The sequence below is a fragment of the Rhizobium mongolense subsp. loessense genome, assembly GCF_900099775.1.
GTDB classification, from domain to species: Bacteria; Pseudomonadota; Alphaproteobacteria; order Rhizobiales; family Rhizobiaceae; genus Rhizobium; species Rhizobium loessense.
In genome coordinates this window covers 17,991-38,600 of record NZ_FMTM01000015.1, presented here as the reverse complement: position 1 = coordinate 38,600, position 20,610 = coordinate 17,991, and the positions used below count along the sequence as shown (strand labels likewise).

General features: G+C 60.5%; 22 protein-coding genes. 13 read left to right on the top strand and 9 right to left on the bottom strand.

Features of this window, described 5'->3' with window-relative positions; translation table 11 throughout:
* Positions 1 to 5 precede the first annotated feature (5 nt).
* The 4 genes from BLP23_RS29350 to BLP23_RS29335 all read left to right on the top strand — a co-directional run bounded on the left by BLP23_RS29350 (position 6) and on the right by BLP23_RS29335 (position 3,960).
* Positions 6 to 941, top strand: coding sequence for an ABC transporter permease (locus tag BLP23_RS29350; protein WP_092588309.1), 936 nt, complete (start codon positions 6 to 8; stop codon positions 939 to 941).
* Complete coding sequence (locus tag BLP23_RS29345) at positions 938 to 1,795, top strand: ABC transporter ATP-binding protein (RefSeq protein WP_092588244.1); 858 nt, start codon at positions 938 to 940, stop codon at positions 1,793 to 1,795. The genes BLP23_RS29350 and BLP23_RS29345 overlap by 4 nt, the downstream gene beginning before the upstream one ends.
* On the top strand, positions 1,792 to 2,538 hold the full coding sequence (locus tag BLP23_RS29340) for an ABC transporter ATP-binding protein (RefSeq protein ID WP_092588243.1): 747 nt from the start codon (positions 1,792 to 1,794) through the stop codon (positions 2,536 to 2,538). Before BLP23_RS29345 ends, BLP23_RS29340 begins: the two co-directional genes overlap by 4 nt.
* A 378-nt stretch (positions 2,539 to 2,916) precedes the next feature.
* Positions 2,917 to 3,960 (top strand): NAD(P)-dependent alcohol dehydrogenase, encoded by a 1,044-nt coding sequence (locus tag BLP23_RS29335; RefSeq protein WP_092588242.1) that lies wholly within the window; start codon positions 2,917 to 2,919, stop codon positions 3,958 to 3,960.
* 40 nt (positions 3,961 to 4,000) lie between these two features.
* Here the strand turns inward: BLP23_RS29335 and BLP23_RS29330 are convergent, their stop codons facing one another.
* Positions 4,001 to 5,368, bottom strand: a complete 1,368-nt coding sequence (locus BLP23_RS29330; RefSeq protein ID WP_092588241.1) for an FAD-containing oxidoreductase — start codon at positions 5,366 to 5,368, stop codon at positions 4,001 to 4,003.
* Positions 5,365 to 5,826: a DUF4126 domain-containing protein gene (locus BLP23_RS29325; protein WP_092588240.1), complete on the bottom strand. Its 462-nt coding sequence runs from the start codon at positions 5,824 to 5,826 to the stop codon at positions 5,365 to 5,367. Before BLP23_RS29325 ends, BLP23_RS29330 begins: the two co-directional genes overlap by 4 nt.
* Positions 5,827 to 5,949: 123 nt before the next feature.
* Here BLP23_RS29325 and BLP23_RS35000 point away from each other — a divergent pair, with 123 nt between their 5' ends.
* The gene (locus BLP23_RS35000) at positions 5,950 to 6,084 is read left to right on the top strand and encodes a hypothetical protein (RefSeq protein WP_267890115.1); all 135 of its coding nucleotides are present in this window, start codon (positions 5,950 to 5,952) and stop codon (positions 6,082 to 6,084) included.
* Here BLP23_RS35000 and BLP23_RS29320 read toward each other — a convergent pair.
* Entirely contained in the window at positions 6,081 to 7,268 is a 1,188-nt protein-coding gene (locus tag BLP23_RS29320; protein WP_092588239.1) for an acyl-CoA dehydrogenase, read from the bottom strand. The two genes, BLP23_RS35000 and BLP23_RS29320, sit on opposite strands and share 4 nt — an antisense overlap.
* A 162-nt stretch (positions 7,269 to 7,430) precedes the next feature.
* On the opposite strand from BLP23_RS29320, the gene BLP23_RS29315 reads away from it, so the two are divergent.
* On the top strand, positions 7,431 to 7,769 hold the full coding sequence (locus BLP23_RS29315; protein WP_092588238.1) for a cupin domain-containing protein: 339 nt from the start codon (positions 7,431 to 7,433) through the stop codon (positions 7,767 to 7,769).
* Here BLP23_RS29315 and BLP23_RS29310 read toward each other — a convergent pair whose 3' ends face one another.
* Positions 7,770 to 8,714, bottom strand: coding sequence for a LysR family transcriptional regulator (locus BLP23_RS29310; RefSeq protein WP_092588237.1), 945 nt, complete (start codon positions 8,712 to 8,714; stop codon positions 7,770 to 7,772).
* 251 nt (positions 8,715 to 8,965) lie between these two features.
* On the opposite strand from BLP23_RS29310, the gene BLP23_RS29305 reads away from it, so the two are divergent.
* From BLP23_RS29305 to mmsB, 7 genes are read left to right on the top strand one after another with little or no spacing between them, the layout of a single operon-like run.
* Entirely contained in the window at positions 8,966 to 10,171 is a 1,206-nt protein-coding gene (locus BLP23_RS29305; protein ID WP_092588236.1) for an ABC transporter substrate-binding protein, read from the top strand.
* Positions 10,172 to 10,175: 4 nt separating this feature from the next.
* Positions 10,176 to 10,958: an ABC transporter ATP-binding protein gene (locus BLP23_RS29300; protein WP_022717891.1), complete on the top strand. Its 783-nt coding sequence runs from the start codon at positions 10,176 to 10,178 to the stop codon at positions 10,956 to 10,958.
* The gene (locus tag BLP23_RS29295) at positions 10,958 to 11,659 is read left to right on the top strand and encodes an ABC transporter ATP-binding protein (RefSeq protein WP_092588235.1); all 702 of its coding nucleotides are present in this window, start codon (positions 10,958 to 10,960) and stop codon (positions 11,657 to 11,659) included. Before BLP23_RS29300 ends, BLP23_RS29295 begins: the two co-directional genes overlap by 1 nt.
* A gap of 4 nt (positions 11,660 to 11,663) precedes the next feature.
* Entirely contained in the window at positions 11,664 to 12,551 is an 888-nt protein-coding gene (locus tag BLP23_RS29290; protein ID WP_022717889.1) for a branched-chain amino acid ABC transporter permease, read from the top strand.
* 1 nt (position 12,552) lies between these two features.
* Positions 12,553 to 13,542 carry a branched-chain amino acid ABC transporter permease gene (locus BLP23_RS29285; protein ID WP_092588234.1) on the top strand — a complete coding sequence of 330 codons (990 nt, stop codon included), beginning with the start codon at positions 12,553 to 12,555 and terminating at the stop codon, positions 13,540 to 13,542.
* Between the two features lie 17 nt (positions 13,543 to 13,559).
* Positions 13,560 to 15,155, top strand: coding sequence for a GMC family oxidoreductase (locus tag BLP23_RS29280; RefSeq protein WP_092588233.1), 1,596 nt, complete (start codon positions 13,560 to 13,562; stop codon positions 15,153 to 15,155).
* 10 nt (positions 15,156 to 15,165) lie between these two features.
* Positions 15,166 to 16,047 carry a 3-hydroxyisobutyrate dehydrogenase gene (gene mmsB / locus BLP23_RS29275; RefSeq protein ID WP_092588232.1) on the top strand — a complete coding sequence of 294 codons (882 nt, stop codon included), beginning with the start codon at positions 15,166 to 15,168 and terminating at the stop codon, positions 16,045 to 16,047.
* Here mmsB and BLP23_RS29270 read toward each other — a convergent pair whose 3' ends face one another.
* The 5 genes from BLP23_RS29270 to BLP23_RS29250 all read right to left on the bottom strand — a co-directional run bounded on the left by BLP23_RS29270 (position 16,048) and on the right by BLP23_RS29250 (position 20,602).
* Positions 16,048 to 16,815: a fumarylacetoacetate hydrolase family protein gene (locus BLP23_RS29270; RefSeq protein ID WP_092588231.1), complete on the bottom strand. Its 768-nt coding sequence runs from the start codon at positions 16,813 to 16,815 to the stop codon at positions 16,048 to 16,050.
* An 82-nt stretch (positions 16,816 to 16,897) separates the two neighbouring features.
* Positions 16,898 to 18,280, bottom strand: coding sequence for an FGGY-family carbohydrate kinase (locus tag BLP23_RS29265; protein ID WP_092588230.1), 1,383 nt, complete (start codon positions 18,278 to 18,280; stop codon positions 16,898 to 16,900).
* Entirely contained in the window at positions 18,277 to 18,597 is a 321-nt protein-coding gene (gene rhaM, locus BLP23_RS29260; protein WP_092588229.1) for an L-rhamnose mutarotase, read from the bottom strand. The genes BLP23_RS29265 and rhaM overlap by 4 nt, the downstream gene beginning before the upstream one ends.
* Positions 18,594 to 19,604 (bottom strand): ABC transporter permease, encoded by a 1,011-nt coding sequence (locus BLP23_RS29255; protein WP_092588228.1) that lies wholly within the window; start codon positions 19,602 to 19,604, stop codon positions 18,594 to 18,596. The genes rhaM and BLP23_RS29255 overlap by 4 nt, the downstream gene beginning before the upstream one ends.
* Complete coding sequence (locus BLP23_RS29250) at positions 19,601 to 20,602, bottom strand: ABC transporter permease (RefSeq protein WP_022717881.1); 1,002 nt, start codon at positions 20,600 to 20,602, stop codon at positions 19,601 to 19,603. Before BLP23_RS29250 ends, BLP23_RS29255 begins: the two co-directional genes overlap by 4 nt.
* Positions 20,603 to 20,610 lie beyond the last annotated feature (8 nt).

Sequence of the window (20,610 nt, the reverse complement as noted above, 5' to 3'; positions counted from 1 at the left end):
TGCCGATGACACTGTCCGCCGAACATGCAGATCGAGTCAACGCAAGCAGCCTTCGCAGATGGTTGCTAGCGCCCGAGCCGCAGGGCCGGTTTCAGTCCTCAGCGCAGCAATTCCACCAGGGCTGGCTCAAGTTCCGACTTCATCCCCTCGGCCTGGCAGGGCTCGGAATCATCGCCCTGCTGATCCTGGTCGCGCTCGCTGCGCCATTGCTTGCGCGTTACGATCCGATCGTCCAGGATATGGCAGGGCGGCTCGCACCGCCTTCGGCACAACATTGGCTCGGCACCGACAATTTTGGCCGCGATGTCTTTTCAAGGGTCATCTACGGTGCGCGCACGACGCTCTACATCATCATGCTGGTTTCCGTCATCGTCGCTCCCTTGGGCCTTTTGATCGGCACCTGTTCGGGTTATTTCGGCGGCATCGTCGATGAAGTGCTGATGCGCATCACCGACATCTTCCTTTCCTTTCCAGGCCTGGTGCTTGCGTTGGGATTTGCGGCGGCACTCGGTCCCGGCATCACCAACGCGATCATCGCGATTTCGTTGACGGCATGGCCACCAATCGCCCGGCTCGCGCGCGCCGAGACACTCAGTCTGCGCAAGGCCGATTTCATCGCCGCCGTGCGCCTGCAAGGGGCGACGCCAATGGCGATCATCACCCGCCACATCCTGCCGATGTGCATTCCCTCGGTGATCGTTCGCGTGACCCTGAATATGGCCGGCATCATCATCACGGCGGCAGGCCTCGGGTTCCTCGGTCTTGGCGCGCAGCCGCCTTGGCCGGAATGGGGAGCAATGGCCGCGACCGGGCGTGAATTCATGCTCGACAGTCCATGGGTCATTGCAGCGCCCGGCATTGCCATCGCGCTGGTCAGCCTTGCGTTCAATCTTGTCGGCGATGCCCTTCGCGACGTTCTTGACCCGAGAGGTTCGGAATGACGTCTTCCCTCATCGACATCCGCAATCTCGAGATCGCCTTCGGCGGCGGAACCGTGCGCGCCGTGCGCGGCGTCAGTTTCTCGCTAGGACACGAAAAGCTAGGCATCGTCGGCGAATCCGGGTCGGGCAAGTCGACCGTCGGGCGCGCCGTCATGAAGTTGCTGCCGCCGAAGGCAATCGTCCGCGCCGAGCGGATGACGTTTCGCGACGTGGATCTGCTCAAGGCCGACGAGCGTATGATGATGACAATCAGGGGACGGCGCATCGGACTGATCCTGCAGGATCCGAAATATTCGCTCAACCCTGTTATGCGCATCGGCGAGCAGATCGCCGAAACCTTTCGCTTTCACTATCCGAAGTCGACTGCAAAACAGGCTGACCGGAAAATGATCGAGATGCTCGAAGCGGTCCAGATCCGTGATGCCGAAAGGGTGGCTCGGCTCTATCCTCACGAAATTTCAGGCGGCATGGGTCAGAGGGTCATGATCGCGATGATGCTGATTGTGGAACCCGAGGTTCTGATTGCCGACGAGCCGACGTCTGCCCTCGATGTGACGGTGCGGCTCGAAATCCTGGCGCTGCTTGATGAACTCGTCGCCCGCCGCAACCTCGGGCTGATCTTCATCAGTCACGACCTGAACCTCGTCCGGAACTTCTGCGACCGCGTGCTCATCATGTATGCCGGGCGGGTCGTCGAGGTTCTCAAGGCTTCTGAACTTGAGAATGCAAGGCATCCCTATACGCAAGGCCTGCTGGCATCCTTGCCGTCGATCGAAAATCCGCCCGCCCGACTGCCGGTACTGAAGCGTGATCCGGCCTGGTTCGATGACATCACTTTGGAGACGCCGCATTGATCGAAATTGACAATCTCACGATTCGTTTCGGTTCCGGTCAGAGGCCGGTCGTCAGGAACGTCAGCCTTCGCATCGACAGGGGCACGGCATTCGGTCTGGTTGGTGAATCCGGCTGCGGAAAGTCCACTGTCCTGCGGGCAATATCCGGTCTCAACCCGAACTACGAAGGCGGGATCAAGCTGGATGGAGATACGTTGGACCGGCAGCGCGACCGGCAGTTCTTCCGCCGAGTGCAGATGGTTTTTCAGGACCCTTACGGTTCACTTCATCCCCGCAAGACAATCCGCTCGCAGCTTAAGGAGCCGCTCCGCAACCAGGGCCTTGCCACCAATTCGGTGGACGTAGATGCCCTGCTGCTGGCGGTTGGCCTCGATCCATCGCTCACCTACCGCTTCCCGCACCAACTTTCCGGAGGGCAGCGTCAGCGCGTGGCCATCGCCCGAGCCCTCGTGCTTAATCCGGCCGTGCTGTTGCTCGACGAGCCGACGTCGGCGCTCGACGTCTCGGTTCAAGCGGAAATTCTCAATCTGCTGGAGGATCTGCGCAAGGAGCGCGGTCTGACCTATCTGCTCGTCAGCCACGATCTGGCCGTCGTGTCGCACATGTGCGGTCGCGTCGCCATCATGGAGGCAGGCGAGATCGTCGAAGAGGTGGATATCGAACGGCTGCGAAAAGGAGCCGTCGAACATGGCTACTCTCGGCACCTGCTGGATGCGAGCAGAAACTACGGAAGGACGCATTGATCGGGAGCGAAAAAACAGATAGCTCCGGATTGCCTTCGCAGCCATGAGGGACAGAAACGTGCGATATTTCAATCATCTGCTGCCCGTATCGGCAATCCCCAGGCTGAAGGCGGCAAGCGTGCTTTAATTCCGGCGATGACACCGCACCAAAGGCGGAGGTCGGCGCTGATGGCCAGGCTCGGCTTCTTCGGGATTCGATCTCGGCCCGCTTGCCATCGGCGGCAAGCTTGCGCAGTTCCCGATCACCGCGATAAACTGAGCAATTCATCGCACTGTGAGCAAAAGCCTCGCAATTTTGTTGAACTGCGGGCCTCAAGGGTCGTATAGTCGATTAACGTCCGGGTGAATCGAACGACTATCAGGGAAGGAAACCGACATATGGCCAAAGTCCGTGCGCTGGTGCTGGAGCGCCAGCATGAGCTTGCCCTTCGCGATATCGATCTACCGCTGGAAACCGGGCCGGGACAGGTGAAGATTAAGATCCATACCGTCGGCGTCTGCGGCTCGGACGTGCATTATTACACGCACGGCAGGATTGGGCCCTTTGTGGTGAGTGAGCCGATGGTGCTTGGGCACGAAGCAGCTGGTACAGTGGTCGAAGTCGGTGAAGGCGTGGCACATCTAAAAGCCGGCGACCGCGTCTGCATGGAACCCGGCATTCCCGATCCGAACTCCAAGGCAAGCCGGCTTGGCATGTACAATGTCGATCCTGCTGTTACCTTCTGGGCGACGCCCCCGGTTCACGGCGTGCTGACACCGGAAGTGGTTCATCCCGCCAACTATACCTACAAGCTGCCGGACAATGTAAGCTTTGCGGAGGGCGCGATGGTTGAACCATTTGCGGTCGGCATGCAGGCCGCGGCCAAAGCAAGAATCGCACCCGGCGACACGGCCGTCGTCCTCGGCGCCGGCCCGATCGGCACGATGGTGGCGATTGCCGCGCTTGCTGGAGGCTGTGCCCGCGCGATTGTTGCCGATCTCGCCCAGCCGAAGCTCGACATCGCCGCGCAGTATCAGGGCGTCATTCCGGTCAACATCCGCGAGAATAGTCTCACCGAAGAGGTGAGCCGGCTGACCGCCGGGTGGGGCGCAGACGTGATCTTCGAGTGCTCCGGGTCGCCAAAGGCCTGGGAAACGATCATGGATCTGGCGCGACCCGGAGGGGTCATCGTTGCCGTCGGCCTGCCGGTGACCCCTGTCGGCTTCGACGTTTCGACGGCTTCGACCAAGGAAATCCGCATCGAAACGGTCTTCCGCTACGCGCATCAGTACGAGCGCTCGATCGCACTTCTCGGCTCCGGCCGCGTCGACCTCAAGCCGCTGATTTCGGGGGTTTTCCAGTTCGAGGATTCGATCAAGGCTTTCGATCGTGCCGTCGAAGCGCGGCCGACGGATGTCAAGCTGCAGATCGTCATGGAATAAGGACCTCTAAACTTCTTTGCGTCGCAGAGAAGGAAATATTTCAAACCGCCTTCAAATCTCCAAGCACCGTCGGGATCAGTTCCGAAACGGTCGGATGGATCGGCACCGACCATTGCAGGGCAGGGTAGGTCGTTCCGGCATTCATGGCATCGATGATGCCGTGGATTGCCTCGTCGCCTTCGATGCCAAGGATTGCGGCACCGAGAATTCGCTTGCTTTCGGCCTCAGCGACGATCTTCATGAAACCCATGGTCTCGCCTCGTTCGTTGGCACGACCGACGCGGCTCATCGGGCGGGACGAGACCATGATCTTTTTGCCGGAAGCGCGCGCTTCCTTCTCTGTCATGCCGACGCGGCCGAGCGGCGGATCGATATAAAGTGCATAGGCGGGAATGCGGCTGCTCACCTTGCGATCGCCACCATCAATCAGGTTAGCTGCGGCGATCTCGAAATCATTATAGGACGTATGCGTAAAGGCTCCGCGGCCGTTGCAGTCGCCGAGCGCGAAGATGCCCTCGACATTGGTCATCAGCCTGTCGTCCACCGTGATGTAGCCGCGCTTGTCCATCGAAACGCCGGCGGCATCGAGGCCCAGATCGTCGGTGTTCGGCCTGCGGCCGGTTGCAATCAGCACATGGCTTGCCTCGATCGCCGGCTTGCCGGCGCCGGTGCTGACGGCAACAGCATCGCCATTCTTTACGAATGCGATATGATCTGCCTGAGTATGAACCGCAATACCTTCGGCGCCGAGAATCTCCGCGATTGCATCGGAGATATCCTCGTCTTCACGTGAGGCAAGCTTCGGCCCGCGTTCAATGATCGTGACTTCGGCGCCGAAGCGGCGGTACATCTGCGCGAATTCGAGACCGATATAGCTGCCGCCGATGACGGCGAGGTGGCGTGGCAACGTGTCGAGGTGGATGATCGACGTGCTTGTGAGATAGTCGATGTCCTCGATACCGGGAAAATCCGGAATGACCGGGCGGGCACCGACATTCACAAAGATTTGCGGCGCCGACAGCATCTCGTCGTTGACGATGACTGTCTTCGGACCGGCAAATCTGGCCTGGCCATAGATCACGTCCATTGTTTCCATGCTGTCAAGCCAGCTGATCAGGCCGTTGCGGGCGTTCATGGTAACGGTTTCGGCGCGCTGGCGCACGATCGTCATGTCGATCGCGATCTTGCCAGCAATCTTCACGCCGTAGTCGCCCCCGCGACGCGCGACATGGGCGGCCCGGGCACTGGCGACCAGCGTCTTCGTCGGCATGCAGCCGGCATTGACACAGGTACCGCCGAGATATTTTCGCTCGATCAGCGCTACGTTCATGCCCTTCTCGCACATGCGGGCGGCGAGGAAGGGGCCGGACTGACCGGCCCCGATAAAGATCGCGTCGTAACTTTTCATGGCACGGCCGCCACAATCAACAGCGCGCCGCCGATGGCGACGACATCTTCGATAAGTGCCGCCGGCAAATCCTTGCCGAAAGCCTTCGCAAGCCTGCCGCGGACAAAGGCACCGCCGAGCGTTCCGACAACGGCACCGACGATGCCCGCAATAAGCCCGGCTGTCAGGGAACCACCCGAAGCGCCGATCGTGGCGCCTGCCAATGCGCCCATGATGATACGGGCGCCGAACTGCATCGGCACCTTGCGGCTCGGCGTTGTCGGCAATTGGTCGGTGATCATTTCGACGGCGGCAAGCACCGTGAAAATCCACGGCGTCCACCGGTACCCCATAAAGGCGAGAGACGTTTGAGAAACGTCGAACCCGCCAAGTGCAGCGCCCCAGGCAACGGCGGCGGGCGCAGTCATGGCCCTGAGGCCGGCAATAATTCCGATCAAAAATGCAAGGAATAGAAGCATATGAGAAACCCCTTCCCCTATTGGCGCTGTATCGGCGACGGCAGCCTTGCACAATCTCCAAACGGTTGCAATTCACGCCCCACGGCCCATTTGCGAAATGCGCAGAGGAGCTTGGAATGGATCTTGCATTTCCGTTCGCGATCGGCATCGCCGGGGGTAGGGCTTGGTGCCACCTACGGCAGCATTACGCTCGGCATCGTGGTAGGCGTTCTGGTTTCGGTTGCCTATACGCTCTGGCGCCGCCGGGCGGGACGCTAGTTCGCGAAGGCCTGGATTCCCGTAATCGCGCGGCCGAGGATGAGGGCGTGGATGTCATGCGTACCCTCGTAGGTATTGACGACCTCGAGATTGACGAGGTGGCGGGCGACGCCGAATTCGTCGGAGATGCCATTGCCGCCGAGCATATCGCGGGCAGTGCGCGCAATGTCGAGTGCCTTGCCGCAGGAGTTGCGTTTGAGGATTGAGGTGAGTTCCACCGGCGGGTGGCCCTCTTCCTTCATGCGGCCGAGCCGCAGGCAACCCTGCAGGCCGAGCGTGATCTCGGTCGCCATATCGGCAAGCTTTTTCTGGATCAGTTGATTGGCGGCAAGCGGCCGGTTGAACTGCTTGCGATCGAGGGTGTATTGCCGGGCCGTCGCATAGCAGGCTTCGGCCGCACCGAGCGCGCCCCAGGCAATGCCGAAACGGGCGGAATTCAGGCAGGTGAACGGACCCTTCAGACCGGTCACATCGGGCAGCAGGTTTTCCTCCGGCACGAAAACATTGTCGAGCACGATCTCACCGGTGATTGAGGCGCGCAGACCGACTTTGCCGTGAATGGCGGGCGCTGAAAGGCCCTTCCAGCCCTTTTCCAGGATAAAGCCGCGGATCACGCCGTCCTCCGTCTTGGCCCAGACAATGAAGACATCGGCAATCGGCGCATTGGTGATCCAGGTCTTGGACCCGGTGAGGCTATAGCCGCCATCGGCCTTCTTGGCGCGCGTCACCATCGAGCCCGGATCGGAGCCGTGATTCGGTTCGGTGAGCCCAAAGCAGCCAATCCATTCGCCGGTTGCAAGCTTGGGCAGATATTTCTGTTTCTGCGCATTTGAGCCGAAGGCCTCGATCGGCACCATGACGAGGGACGACTGCACGCTCATCATTGAGCGGTAGCCGCTGTCGACGCGCTCGACTTCGCGGGCAATCAGGCCGTAGGCGACATAACCCAAGCCTGCTCCGCCGTATTCCGGCGCAATCGTCGGACCGAGCAGGCCGAGTTCGCCCATTTCGCGGAAGATCGTCGGATCGGTCCTTTCATTGCGGAAGGCATCGAGTACCCGGGGAGCGAGCTTTTCCTGAGCGTAGGCGCGTGCCGTGTCCTGCACCATGCGCTCCTCGTCGGTCAGCTGTTCTTCCAGCCGGAAGGGATCGGCCCAGTCGAAGGTTTCGCGGCTATGCTGCATGACGGCGTCTCCTCACCATTTTCCAGGCAAGCCTGATCAAGCCCCGCCATAAACCCGGCCAGCTTCGGCGTCAATTGGACGGAATATACCGATGCGCCCTTTTCAAACAGACTTCAATGCTCCAACTTGCGGCCCGATCGGAATCGAAGTGAGGAGGCGAACATGACATCGAGCGCTCTTTTCGTGCATGCCGAAGGCGCTGACTGGATCAGTCCGGAGCCGGGCGTCACGCGCCGGATCATGGTCTACCTGCCCGAGATGATGATGGTTGAAGTTGCCTTCGAAAAAGATGCAATCGGTGCTGCGCATTCGCATCCTCACATCCAGGCGAGCTATGTTGCCGAAGGCAGCTTCGCGGTCACCATCGACGGGAAGACCGAGGTGCTGAAAAAAGGCGGTAGCTTCATCGTGCCGCCGGACCTTGTTCACGGCGTCAAGGCATTGGAGAAGGGGCGGCTGATCGACACCTTCACACCGCACCGCGCAGAATTTCTGAAATAGTCATCCGGGCTTTCGGCCGGAGTGGATTGCGGCCGCAAATGGCGGGATGAAACGTGCGTCTTCGCCTTTCACGGCCTCGCGCAGAAAGTCGATGACGGCGCGCACGCGTGGCGCTTGTCTCATATCTTGATGACAAGTAACCCAATAGTTGCGGCAGAGGTCCACCTCATCGGGCAGGACGCGCACAAGCTCCGGATAAAGGCTTGCGAAGAAGTAGGGGAGCACGCAAAGCCCCAGGCCGTTTCGCGTGGCCGTCAGCTGCGCAAAGATGCTGGAACTTTGGAACTGCGGCTTGATGCGCGGATGCACGTCGCCGAGATAATCAAGCCCCGGCGCGAAGATCATCTCCTCGATATAGCTGATGAAAGGATGGTTCAGCAGGTCGTCGCGGCAGGTGATCGGCGGGCTCTTGGCAAGATAATCCCGCGAGCCGTAGACCTGCAGATGGTAGTCGGTCAGCTTCTCTGAAAAATACGGTCCGCCCTTCGGCTCGTCCAAGACGACGGTAATGTCCGCCTCCTTGCGGGACAGTGACATGATCTGCTGGATCGTCACAAGCTCAAGCGACAGATGCGGATGGTGTGCTGCGAATTTCGGCAGCACGCTCGCAAAGAAGAAATTCGCAAAACCCTCCGGCGCACTCAACCGCACGACGCCGCGCTGCGTCATCGACCCTGCGGCAAGATCGGCGCGCAGGCGTTCGGTCTCCTGTTCCATTCTTTCGGCGGTGTCTACGAAACGCGTGCCCATCGCCGTCAGCACGTAGCCGCGCGCGTTGCGCTCGAAAAGCTTGACCTTCAGGGCAAATTCAAGCCGGTCGATGCGCCGCGAGACGGTGGCATGGCTGCTGCGCAGCTGCCTCGCAGCCGTCGATAGCTGGCCGGTGCGCGCCACGGCTAGAAAAAACTGAAGGTCGTCCCAAGTAAATTGCGGAGGATTGCTCATGCAGCGTCGCGCGTCCGTCTACGTCTTTGGTCTCATCGCCGGTCGCTGCCCATGAATGGAAAGCGCCCTAAGTGTCGGTTTCAACCTTCTGTTCAAAAACGAACAGATACTGTTTGTAATTAACTGCAAACCAGCGGTTGCCTCAAGGCGGATTTTCCTTGATCGTAGGCGAAGCGTCGGCTGGTTTGAGGAGAGCGGCTGGCCAATTTTGAACAGACGCGCGATTTGGCCATCTCTGGGAGGAGAGACATATGCGAAAGAATTTCATTGCGTCCGTGGCATTCCTGCTTGCCAGCGGCACCGCCGTACTCGCTGATGGTGCTTCCGACGGCAAGGTAAAGATTGGCATCCTGAACGACCAATCCGGCGTCTATGCCGATTTTGGTGGTAAATCGTCCGTTGAAGCCGCCCAGATGGCGGTCGAAGATTTCGGCGGCAAAGTGCTCGACGCTCCAATCGAGATCGTCGACGCCGACCATCAGAACAAGCCGGACATCGCATCGAACATCGCCCGGCAGTGGTACGACACCGAGCAGGTCGACGCTATCATGGAACTGACGACCTCGTCGGTTGCGCTTGCTGTCCAGGCAATTGGCAAAGAGAAGAAGAAGATCGACATCGTCACGGGTGCGGCAACCACGGATCTGACGGGCAAGGCCTGTTCGCCCTACGGCTTCCACTGGGCCTATGACACGCATGCCCTTGCTGTCGGCACCGGTGGCGCACTTGTGAAGCAGGGTGGCGACAGCTGGTTCTTCCTGACGGCCGACTATGCCTTTGGCTATTCGCTGGAACAGCAGACGAGTGATTTCGTCAAGGCCAATGGGGGCACTGTCGTCGGCTCCGTCCGCCATCCGCTCGCCAGCCAGGATTTTTCGTCGTTCCTGCTGCAGGCCCAGTCTTCCGGCGCCAAGGTCGTCGGCCTTGCCAATGCAGGCCTCGACACGTCAAACGCAATCAAGCAGGCGGCCGAGTTCGGCATCACGCAGGGTGGCCAGCGCCTCGCGGCGTTGCTGTTCACGCTCGCTGACGTCCACGGCCTCGGTCTCGAGGCCGCTCAAGGCTTGACGCTCACCGAAGGTTATTACTGGAACCGTGACGACGAGAGCCGCGCTTTCGGAAAGAAATTCTTCGATCGCACCGGCAAGATGCCGAACATGATCCACGCGGGGACCTATTCCGCCGTGCTTCAGTACCTGAAGGCAATCCAGAAGGCCGGAACGGACGAAACGGAGGCTGTTGCGAAGCAACTGCATGAAATGCCGGTGGACGACGTTTTTGGCCGCGGCGGCACCGTCGGCCCGAACGGCCGCATGATCCATGACATGTATCTCCTGCAGGTGAAAAAGCCGGACGAGAGCAAGGAGGCCTGGGACTACTTCAACGTTCTCGCCACCATCCCCGGCAAGGACGCCTATATCGATCCCGCCAAGAGCGGCTGCGTTCTGGTGAAATAAGCCCATGGCGGTTCCCGCAACACAGACGAATGCAACGCCGCGGGTGGTGCTCTCCGCCCGCGGCCTTCGCCGGGATTTCGGCGGCTTCACGGCCGTCAAGAATGTCGATCTCGACGTGCATGATGCAAGCGTCCATGCCCTCATCGGACCAAATGGCGCGGGCAAGACGACGGTTTTCAACCTGCTGACCAAGTTCCTGCAGCCGACACACGGCACGATCACGCTGATGGGGACGGATATCACCAGGACACCGCCGGACAAGGTGGCGCGCATGGGGCTGGTGCGTTCCTTCCAGATTTCGGCGGTCTTCCCGCACCTGTCGGTGCTCGACAATGTGCGCGTCGCCCTGCAGCGACCGAACAATCTCTCCACCCAGTTCTGGCGGCCGGTGTCTGCCCTCGATCGCCTGAACGACCGCGCCGAACAGTTGCTGGCAAGTGTCGGCCTTTCCAAGGAGCGCGACCATATCGCCGCCGATCTTTCCTACGGCCGCAAGCGCGTTCTGGAGATCGCCACGACGCTTGCGCTCGATCCGAAGGTTCTGCTTCTCGACGAGCCGATGGCCGGCATGGGGCAGGAGGACGTCAGCGTCGTTTCGGCCATCATCCGCGAGGTTGCCCGCGTGCGCGCGGTACTGATGGTCGAACACAATCTCTCCGTCGTTGCGAATATCTGCCAGCAGGTGACCGTACTTCAGCGTGGCGAGATCCTCGCAGAGGGCGATTATGCCTCCGTCAGCCAGGATCCGCGCGTCCGTGAGGCCTATATGGGCACGGAGGAAGGTTGATGGCTGCCCTGCTGGAAGTTCGCGGTCTCAATGCCTGGTACGGCGAAAGCCATATCCTGCACGGCGTCGACATGCGCGTTGGCGAAGGTGAAACGATTACTATCCTCGGCCGCAACGGCGTCGGAAAGACAACGACGCTTCGCACGATCACCGGCATCGTCCGGGCCCGCAAGGGCAAGATCAGCTTCGACGGGGCCGATATGATGCAGGTGCCGCTGCACAAGACCGCACACAAGGGCATCGGCTTCGTGCCCGAGGAGCGCGGCATCTTTTCGACACTGACCGTGTCGGAAAACCTGCTATTGCCGCCGGTCGTTGCCGAAGGCGGCATGAGCCTCGACGAGATCTACGAGCTTTTTCCGAACCTCTACGAGCGCCGCGCGAGCGCCGGGACCAAGCTTTCCGGCGGCGAGCAGCAGATGCTGGCGATCGCTCGCGTCTTGCGCACCGGTGTCAAGATGCTGCTGCTGGACGAGCCGACAGAGGGTCTTGCGCCCGTCATCGTCCAACGGATCGGTGAGGTCCTGAAGAAGCTGAAGGAGCGCGGCATGACCATACTCCTCGTCGAACAGAATTTCCGCTTTGCAAGCCGCATTGCAGACCGCTTCTATCTGATGGACCATGGCCAGATGGTATCCGAGTTCCCGGTCGGCGAATTGCCGCAGCGGATGGATACGCTGCACCGGGTGCTGGGAGTCTGATGCCATGACGATGATATTCGGAATTCCCGTTCAGGCACTGCTCGGCCAGTTGCTGATCGGCCTCATCAACGGCTCTTTCTACGCGCTCTTGAGCCTTGGCCTGGCAATCATATTCGGCCTGTTGCGCGTCATCAATTTTGCGCATGGCGCGCAATATATGCTCGGCGCCTTCGTTGCCTATCTGATGCTCGCCTATGGCGGCATCGGCTATTGGCCCGCACTTGTTCTTGCTCCGCTTGCAGTCGGCCTTTTCGGTGCCGTCGTGGAACGGCTCTTCTTGCGGCGGCTCTATGATCTCGATCCACTCTACGGATTGCTCTTCACCTTCGGCATGGCGCTCGCGATCGAAGGGACCTTCCGCTATCTCTACGGGTCTTCCGGTCAACCCTATGCCACGCCGTCAGCCCTTGCCGGTGGTACCAACCTCGGTTTCATGTTCCTGCCGATCTATCGCGGCTGGGTGGTCGTCATGTCGTTGGTGGTCTGCATCGGCACCTGGCTTCTTATCGAGAAGACCAAGCTCGGAGCCTATCTTCGCGCGGCGACGGAAAATGCCGTGCTTGTGCAGGTGTTCGGTGTCAACGTACCGGTTCTCCTGACGCTGACCTATGCCTTGGGTGCCGGTCTTGCAGCCTTTGCCGGCGTACTGGCCGCACCTATCTACCAGGTCTCGCCGTTGATGGGGTCGAACATCATTATTGTCGTCTTCGCCGTTGTCGTGGTTGGCGGCATGGGCTCGATCATGGGGGCGATCGTCACCGGCTACGTTCTGGGCGTTGCGGAGGGGCTAACCAAGGTATTTTATCCGGAAGCTTCGAACATCGTGATCTTCGTGATCATGGCGATCGTGCTTCTCGTCAGGCCCGCGGGCCTCTTCGGCCGGGATGCGTAAGATGACCGACATCACCGAAACCATTCGTGCAGAAAAGAGCCGCACCGCACTGTCGGTACAGGCCGGCTTCCTGATCATCGGCCTTTTGCTCCTGCTGCTCGCGCCGTTCTTCTTCTACCCTATCTTCCTGATGAAGCTGCTGTGCTTTGCGCTCTTTGCCTGCGCGTTCAACCTGTTGCTCGGCTATACCGGGCTGCTTTCATTCGGGCATGCGACCTTCTTTGGCGGGGCCGCCTATTTCACTGCCTACACCGTCAAGGCATGGGGGGTGCCCCCCGAACTCGGCATCCTGATCGGCGTTGCGGGTGCTGCACTCCTCGGCCTCGTCATGGGCTATCTCGCCATTCGCCGTCAGGGCATCTATTTCGCGATGATCACGCTTGCGCTTTCGCAGATGTTTTTCTTCTTCTGCCTGCAGGCGGAATTCACAGAAGGCGAGGACGGCATCCAGTCCGTCCCGAGGGGGCATCTCTTCGGCTTCATCGATTTGAATAATTCGACCAGCATGTACTACTTCGTCCTGGCGGTCTTCGTCATCGGCATGCTTTTGATCTGGCGTTTCATCCATTCGCCCTTCGGCATGATCCTGAAATCGATCCGGGAAAACGAGAACCGAGCGATCTCGCTCGGCTATTCGGTGGCGCGTTACAAGCTCGGCGCCTTCGTGATGTCGGCAGCCCTTGCCGGGTTGGCTGGAGCCTTGAAGTCGCTGGTCTTCCAGTTCGCGACGCTGACGGACGTCGCCTGGCAGATGTCGGGCGAGGTGATCTTGATGACGCTTCTCGGCGGCATCGGCACGCTGATTGGTCCGATCTTCGGGGCGGGGCTTGTCGTGACACTGCAGAACTATCTCGCGACATCGGAATTCCCCGTCACGATCATCACCGGCGTCGTTTTCATGATCTGCGTGTTGATCTTCCGTCGCGGGATCGTCGGCGAGTTCTACGCCTCGTGGATCGGCCGGAAACTGGGCTTCGTGTATCGCCGTTGAGCGGCCGGTGACATCAGATGGATCGCTACGACTATATCATCATCGGCGCTGGCAGTGCGGGCTGTGTGCTGGCGAACCGGCTATCCGAAGACCGCAATAACCGCGTGCTCCTGCTGGAAGCCGGCGGCAGCGACAACTACCACTGGATACACATACCGGTCGGCTATCTTTACTGCATCAACAATCCGCGCACCGACTGGTGCTTTACCACGGCACCCGAGGAAGGGCTGAACGGCCGGGCTCTGGGCTATCCGCGCGGCAAGGTGCTCGGCGGCTGTTCGTCGATCAACGGCATGATTTACATGCGCGGCCAGGCGCGCGACTACGACCTTTGGCGGCAGATGGGATGCAGCGGCTGGAGCTGGAGCGATATTGTGCCCTTCTTCCGGAGATCGGAGGATCATTACCGCGGCGCCGACGAGATGCATGGTGCGGGTGGCGAATGGCGCGTCGAAAAAGCGCGGGTGCGCTGGGCCGTGCTCGACGCCTTCCAGCAGGCAGCTCGGGAAGCCGGCATTCCGATTACGGAGGATTTCAACCGCGGCAGCAACGAAGGCTCCGGCTATTTCGACGTCAACCAGCGCTCCGGAATTCGCTGGAACACGGCAAAGGCCTTCCTCCGGCCGGCTATGAAGCGCACCAATCTGACTGTCCTGGTGAAGGCGCAAGCGCGGCGGCTGCTTGTGGAGGAGGGTGCCATTTCCGGCGTCGAGTTCCAGCACGACGGCACGGCCAAGCGCGCATATGCGGCCAAAGAGACGATCCTTTCTGCCGGTTCCATCGGCTCGCCGCATATCCTGGAGCTCTCCGGCATCGGGCGCGGCGACGTGCTCAACAATGCCGGCGTAGATGTCGTTACCGAGGTCAAGGGGGTCGGGGAGAACCTGCAGGACCATCTTCAGCTTCGCCTCGCCTATAAGGTCACCGGCGTGCCGACGCTGAACGAGAAGGCGACAAAGTTGATCGGCAAGGCGGCGATCGGGCTCGAATACCTGATCCGCCGTTCCGGACCAATGGCCATGGCACCGAGCCAGCTTGGCATCTTCACGCGCTCGGGGCCAGACAAGGAAACACCCGACCTGCAGTATCATGTGCAGCCGGTCTCGCTCGACAAGTTCGGCGATCCGGTGCACGCCTTTCCGGCGATCACCGCAAGCGTCTGCAATCTCAGGCCGGAAAGCCGTGGCTCCGTGCATCTTGCAAGCCCGGATTTTGCAACGCAGCCGACGATTGCTCCGAAATACCTCTCGACGGAGCGGGATCGCGACATAGCTGTTCGATCGATAAGGCTGACACGGCGGATCGTTTCACAGCCGTCCTTTGCGCGCTTTCAGCCCGAGGAGTTCAAACCCGGTCCCTCCTATCAGACGGAGGCCGATCTGGAGCGGGCGGCCGGCGACATCGGCACGACAATCTTCCATCCGGTCGGAACCTGCCGGATGGGTGCAGACAAAGACAGCGTCGTTGATCCGCGCCTGAAGCTGCGCGCGCTCGCCAAGCTCAGGATCGCGGATGCCTCCATCATGCCGTCGATCACGTCAGGCAATACGAATTCTCCAACGATCATGATCGCCGAAAAGGCGGCAGCGATGATCCTCGAAGATAACAGATAGGGAGGCCATGATGGCACGGATTGCATTTATCGGGCTTGGAAACATGGGCGGGCCGATGGCGGCCAATCTCGTCAAGGCCGGGCATGAGGTGACGGGCTTCGATCTCGCCGTGCCGGTTCTCAAGGCGGCAGAGGAAACCGGCGTGAAACCCGCAAGCCACGTAAGCCAGGCGGTGGCCAGTGCCGAGACTGTCGTCACGATGCTGCCGCAAGGTAAACATGTGCTGACCGCATGGCCGGACATTCTCGCTTCCATTCCCGCCGGAACCCTGGTGATCGACTGCTCGACCATCGACGTCGAAAGCGCGCGCAAGGCCCATGCGATGGCCAAGGCGGCGGGCTGCCTTTCGCTCGACGCCCCCGTCTCCGGCGGAACGGGCGGGGCTGCGGCGGGAACGCTGACGTTCATGGCGGGTGGTTCGCAGGAGAGTTTCGCCAAGGCCAGGCCGATCCTTGAAGCCATGGGCAAGAAGATCGTCCACTGTGGCGAGGCCGGTGCTGGGCAAGCGGCCAAGATCTGTAACAATATGATCCTCGGAATTTCGATGATCGGCGTCTGCGAGGCTTTCGTGCTGGCTGAAAAACTCGGCCTTTCACACCAGGCGCTTTTTGATGTTGCATCGACATCGTCCGGTCAGTGCTGGTCCATCAATACCTATTGCCCGGTGCCGGGACCGGTTCCGACCTCGCCTGCAAACAATGGCTATCAGCCGGGCTTTGCCGCTGCCTTGATGCTGAAGGATCTGCGCCTTTCGCAGGAGGCGGCACTTTTGAGCGGCGCGTCAACCCCGCTTGGTGCCGAAGCCGCGCAGCTTTACGCGCTCTTCGAAAAGCAGGGCAATGGCGCAAGGGACTTTTCCGCCATCATCGAGATGTTTCGCAACAAGGTCTGATTATTTCGCGACGAGCGAAAGGTGCAGCTTGCTGGTCTCGCCGAGAAGGATGTCGACCTCGCCCGGCGAATGAAGTTCGATCGCGCCACAGAGGGTACCCGTTGTAATCAGCGCTCCCGCTTTCAGCGAGCTTTTCGGCCGCAACCTGTCATTCGCGTAGCCGACAAGCCAGGTGAGCACGTCGCCCTTCGGATGCTGCGCGGGGGCATCGTAGATCGGCTGGCCATTGAAGGTGACTTTCAGCGGCGTTCCGGTCGCCGTGTCGATGAGCGTTTTTGGCACGGGCGGACCAAGCACATAGCCGCTGTTGCCGAGGCGATCGGCAAGGAAAAGCAAAAAGGAGGCCCTGCCGCCCTCCTGAATGGCGGAAACCAGGAGTTCTGCGCCGAGATGGACGGTCGCGACTGCATCGGCGACTGCGTCCCGGCTGTAGCCGCTGTCGCGGATCGGCAGATCCGTGCCGAGGCGAATGGCAATCTCCGCTTCAAGTTTCGTGCCCTCCGCCCAGGGAATTTCGGCGCCGGAATCGGCTTCGATATAGGGATGAAGCGGCGCAGCCACAGCCTGGCCATCCGGCGAGGCCGCCACTTTCCACGCATTGCTGGGAATGCCTTGCTCGGCGGCAAGGAAATTCTGCGCGTCCATGGCGTGGCGGAGGTCGGTTGGAAGTACGAAATCGGCGGTCGGCGCCTGCTTGCCCGCGTTGTGGAGGCTGCGAAGCCGCGCGGCAAGGCCACGCGGATCGAAGACCGCGTTTGAATCCGTCATGATATTTCCTCCCCCTGAGTTTGAACGACCCGACATTAGCTGCCGGCCTAAGATCAGGTAAAGAGCACGAATCGAAAGACCGTTATTCCATCGCCTTTTGCCAGGCGCAGCGATAGTCCTTGAGACCGGCAATCGCCGCCGGCGTGAAACGTCGTTCCGGACCGGGCGCGGATCTGATGCCGGTCAGCAGCGCGGCGCCCTGGCTGGTGCCGGTCGAGCCGGGCAGTGCGATCACGTCGCGTCCCATCAATGCCGCAAGTACCTTGAGATACGTCTCGTTCAGCGCGAACGGCCCTTCGACGATGACGGGCCCATTGGTGCCGATCAGGGCGAGGCAGGCCTCGGTCATCAAAGCGAGGTAGAGGCACATGGCGGCGTAGCGTTGCGCAGGGCTTGCGCCATCGGCATTCAGCCAGTGCCTTTTGCGGTCGGGAAAGGGGCCGGAGCCGGGGGCCACGTTCGGCAGCAGCATCAGGTTTCCTGCAACGACGGGGCCGAGAGCTGCCGCAACGTCTTCAAGCGGAACATTGCCGATTTCTGCGGAAAGAATTTCGAACTCGCGGCCGCCCATGAAGCGGGAGGACGGCACGGCCCGGCCAAAGGCATCGACATTGGCGAGCGCATCGCGCTTCGGATCGAGATGGGTGAGATCGCCGCCGACGCCGAAGTTTACGACCCATGTGCCAGTCGAGACAACCGCAAAGGGCGCCGTGCGCGCAACGAGATGCGGCAGCAGCGAGGCGTTGGAATCATGGATGCCGCAATAGACCGGGATGTCTGTGGTGAGGCCGATCTCGGCGGCTATGTCCGGCAGGACGGGGCCGAGTGCGTCGAAAGCCGAGCGGATCGGCGCCATGAGATTGCGAATGCCGAGCCGATCGACGAGCGAGGAATATTCGCCTGTTTTTGGGTTCCAGAGATCTGTATGGCAGCCGAGCGAGGTCAGTTCGTTGGCTGTAACGCCCGTCAGCCGTCCCGCCCAATATTGCGGATAGGTGACGATCGTTGCCACTTTCGCGAATTCCTGCGTAAAGGCGGTCTTTTGATAATGAAGCTGGGCGCCGACATTCAGCCCCATCGACTGGCGCGGTGAATAAGTCTCCGAAAAGGGAGGGCGCAGCGCCGTATAGGCGTCTCGGATCTCTTGCGGATATTCATGCTCGTAGTCGAGAACCGGCATCGCAAGCGTGCCGTCGGCGCTGAGCAGTGCTGCTGAGGCGCCATGGGTCGTGATCGAAATCGCATCGAATCCCGGCTTTGCCGCGAAAGACTTCAGCGCATCGATCGCAAAACCCCAAAGGGTCCCGATATCATAGTGCGGATAAATGCCGGACCGGACAACTGTATTCGCCGTCTTTGCGGCTGCGATTTCCATGCCGGTTTGGCTGTCGAGCACGACGACTTTTGCATTCGTCTTGCCAATATCGAGAACGGCGATACGCCGGTAAGCGGGTGGTTTGCTCATGGCATGTGGAAGACGGTGACGAGGTCGCTCTGTAGCGGTGAATTGTCCGGATTGGTTTCCATGATGTCGGCCATATGGTCCCACCACTTTTTCATGAGGGGATGTTCCGGCAGGCTCGCCATCGTATGATCTTTCGGCCGCGTCAGCACGCCGAAGAGCGTGTTCGTCTCGCGGTCGAGATGGATCGAATAGTCACTCGCGCCGGACTTGTGCAGCAGCTCGACGAGCTCCGGCCAGATCTCGTCGTGCCGCTTCCTGTATTCGGCTTCCATGCCTGGATTGAGTCTCATCTTGAAGGCGTGTCTTTCAAGGGTCATTTGGAACTCATGGCTTTGATACGTCGGGCGATAATCGGAATGGCAATGGTGGTGATGAGCAGCAGGCCGATGAAGATCGACATGACGATGCCCGGAACGTTGAGCAGGCCGAGGCCGAAGGTAACGAGACCCATGACGAAGGCCGCGATGACGACGCCGCCGATCGTGCCAGAGCCGCCGAGGATCGAGACACCGCCGAGCACGACCATGGTGACGACTTCGAGCTCCCAACCCTGCGCAATCGAGGGACGGGTGGAGCCAAGGCGCGAGGTGAGGCACACGGCTGCAATACCGCTCATGACACCGGTCAGCATGAAGAGGATGAATTTCACGCGTTCGACCGGAATCCCGGAGAAGCGGGCAGCAAAATCGTTATTGCCAATCGTATAGACCTGGCGGCCAAAGTTCGTGGCGTGCAGCAAGATGCCAAAGAGGATCGCCAGCACGAAGAACAGCACGAATTCGAAGGAAAAGACCCAGACGACATAGCCCTGGCCGAAGTAGGCGAAATCGGCGGGGTATTTGCCGTATGCCTGGTCCCCCAGCACGATATAGGAGATGCCGCGGAAGAGGCTCATCGTGCCGATGGTGACGACGATCGACGGCAGTTTCAGCACGGAGACGAGGACGCCGTTGAAAACCCCGCAAACCAGCCCGGTACCGATGCCGATCAGCACGAGGCCCGGCGTGGCGATGCCGGCCTGCGCGGCCGCTCCCATGGCCGTCGATGCAAGCGCGATGATGGCTGCAACCGAAAGATCGATCTCGCCTGCGATCACAAGCAGCGCCATGGCAAAGGCGATCATCGCTTTTTCGGTGAAATTGAAGGTTGCGTCCGAGAGGTTCCATGCATTCAGGAAGTAGGGCGATGCCATGGAGTTGAAGACGAAGATCAGGATGGCAACGCCGAAAAGCAGCACTTCCCAGCTGGCCATGATGCGGCGGAACGGTGTGCCGAGACGATCGGGAATGACGCGCTTTTCGGTTGGGGCGGAAACGGTGCTCATGCGACGACCTCGGCTGGAGTTTCTGCAGCTGCCTTGTCGCGCAGGATGATACGGCCGCGACTGCGCTCGCGTCGGGCATTGAAGACGACGGCGAGGATGATGACGGTGCCTGAGATCGCCATCTGGGTGAAGGGCGAAATACCGATGACGGGAAGCGCATTCTTGATGACGCCGAGGAAGAGTGCGCCGAGCACCGTGCCGATAACTGACCCGACGCCGCCGGCGATCGAGATGCCGCCTATGACGCAGGCGGCGACGCTGTCGAGCTCGAAGCCGCTGGCGATATCGACATAGGCGACCGCGTAGCGCGAGACCCACAGGTAGCTTGCAAGGCCGGCGAGCGCACCCGACAGCACGAAGGCCAGGAATTTCGTCCAACCGGTATCGATTCCCGCATAGACGGCCGCCGTCGGGTTGCCGCCAGTCGCATAGGCCGATCTGCCGAACTGGGTATACTTCAGCAGAATATACATCAGGAGCACGATTGCGATCCCCACCCAGCTCAGAACTGGCAGGCCGAGGAGCGGCGTGCGGGGCACGGAAAGGAAGGTCGGTGTCATCTGATGGGCGTTCACCCAGGCGCCGCCGGAGAGCACGAAGGCCATGCCGCGATAGATGGTCAGCGTCCCGAGCGTGACGACGATCGGGGGGATTTCAAGGGCCCAGACAAGAAAGCCGTTGATCGCACCGAGGCAGGCGCCGATCGCGATCGCTGCAAGGATCAGGACGACCAGCGGCAGATCAGGGAAGGCGGCATTCATCATCGCGATTGCCATGCCGGTGAAGGCGAGATTGGCGGCGACCGAAAGGTCAATCGATTTCGTGAGGATAACGGTCATCTGCGCGAGCGCCAGGATGATGAGGATCGAGGTATCGTTGAAGATGCCGGCGAGGTTGGAGGGCGTCGCAAAATCTGCAGCGCGCGCCGAAAAGACCGCGATCATCAAGACGATGATGAGGAAAAGCAGGGTTTCGCGTTTTCTGATCAGTCGTGCCATTCCATCAC

Bases quoted from the DNA above. Each gene is read 5' to 3' on its own strand.
- BLP23_RS29335 (WP_092588242.1), top strand. From the start codon at position 2,917: ATGGCCAAAGTCCGTGCGCTGGTGCTGGAGCGCCAGCATGAGCTTGCC.
- BLP23_RS29270 (WP_092588231.1), bottom strand. From the start codon at position 16,815: ATGACGGATTCAAACGCGGTCTTCGATCCGCGTGGCCTTGCCGCGCGG.
- BLP23_RS29255 (WP_092588228.1), bottom strand. From the start codon at position 19,604: ATGAGCACCGTTTCCGCCCCAACCGAAAAGCGCGTCATTCCCGATCGT.
- BLP23_RS29280 (WP_092588233.1), top strand. From the start codon at position 13,560: ATGGATCGCTACGACTATATCATCATCGGCGCTGGCAGTGCGGGCTGT.
- BLP23_RS29305 (WP_092588236.1), top strand. From the start codon at position 8,966: ATGCGAAAGAATTTCATTGCGTCCGTGGCATTCCTGCTTGCCAGCGGC.
- BLP23_RS29250 (WP_022717881.1), bottom strand. From the start codon at position 20,602: ATGGCACGACTGATCAGAAAACGCGAAACCCTGCTTTTCCTCATCATC.
- BLP23_RS29310 (WP_092588237.1), bottom strand. From the start codon at position 8,714: ATGAGCAATCCTCCGCAATTTACTTGGGACGACCTTCAGTTTTTTCTA.
- BLP23_RS29350 (WP_092588309.1), top strand. From the start codon at position 6: ATGACACTGTCCGCCGAACATGCAGATCGAGTCAACGCAAGCAGCCTT.
- BLP23_RS29320 (WP_092588239.1), bottom strand. From the start codon at position 7,268: ATGCAGCATAGCCGCGAAACCTTCGACTGGGCCGATCCCTTCCGGCTG.
- BLP23_RS29315 (WP_092588238.1), top strand. From the start codon at position 7,431: ATGACATCGAGCGCTCTTTTCGTGCATGCCGAAGGCGCTGACTGGATC.
- BLP23_RS29345 (WP_092588244.1), top strand. From the start codon at position 938: ATGACGTCTTCCCTCATCGACATCCGCAATCTCGAGATCGCCTTCGGC.
- BLP23_RS29285 (WP_092588234.1), top strand. From the start codon at position 12,553: ATGACCGACATCACCGAAACCATTCGTGCAGAAAAGAGCCGCACCGCA.
- mmsB (WP_092588232.1), top strand. From the start codon at position 15,166: ATGGCACGGATTGCATTTATCGGGCTTGGAAACATGGGCGGGCCGATG.
- BLP23_RS29265 (WP_092588230.1), bottom strand. From the start codon at position 18,280: ATGAGCAAACCACCCGCTTACCGGCGTATCGCCGTTCTCGATATTGGC.
- BLP23_RS29330 (WP_092588241.1), bottom strand. From the start codon at position 5,368: ATGAAAAGTTACGACGCGATCTTTATCGGGGCCGGTCAGTCCGGCCCC.
- BLP23_RS29325 (WP_092588240.1), bottom strand. From the start codon at position 5,826: ATGCTTCTATTCCTTGCATTTTTGATCGGAATTATTGCCGGCCTCAGG.
- BLP23_RS29295 (WP_092588235.1), top strand. From the start codon at position 10,958: ATGGCTGCCCTGCTGGAAGTTCGCGGTCTCAATGCCTGGTACGGCGAA.
- BLP23_RS29290 (WP_022717889.1), top strand. From the start codon at position 11,664: ATGACGATGATATTCGGAATTCCCGTTCAGGCACTGCTCGGCCAGTTG.
- BLP23_RS29300 (WP_022717891.1), top strand. From the start codon at position 10,176: ATGGCGGTTCCCGCAACACAGACGAATGCAACGCCGCGGGTGGTGCTC.
- rhaM (WP_092588229.1), bottom strand. From the start codon at position 18,597: ATGACCCTTGAAAGACACGCCTTCAAGATGAGACTCAATCCAGGCATG.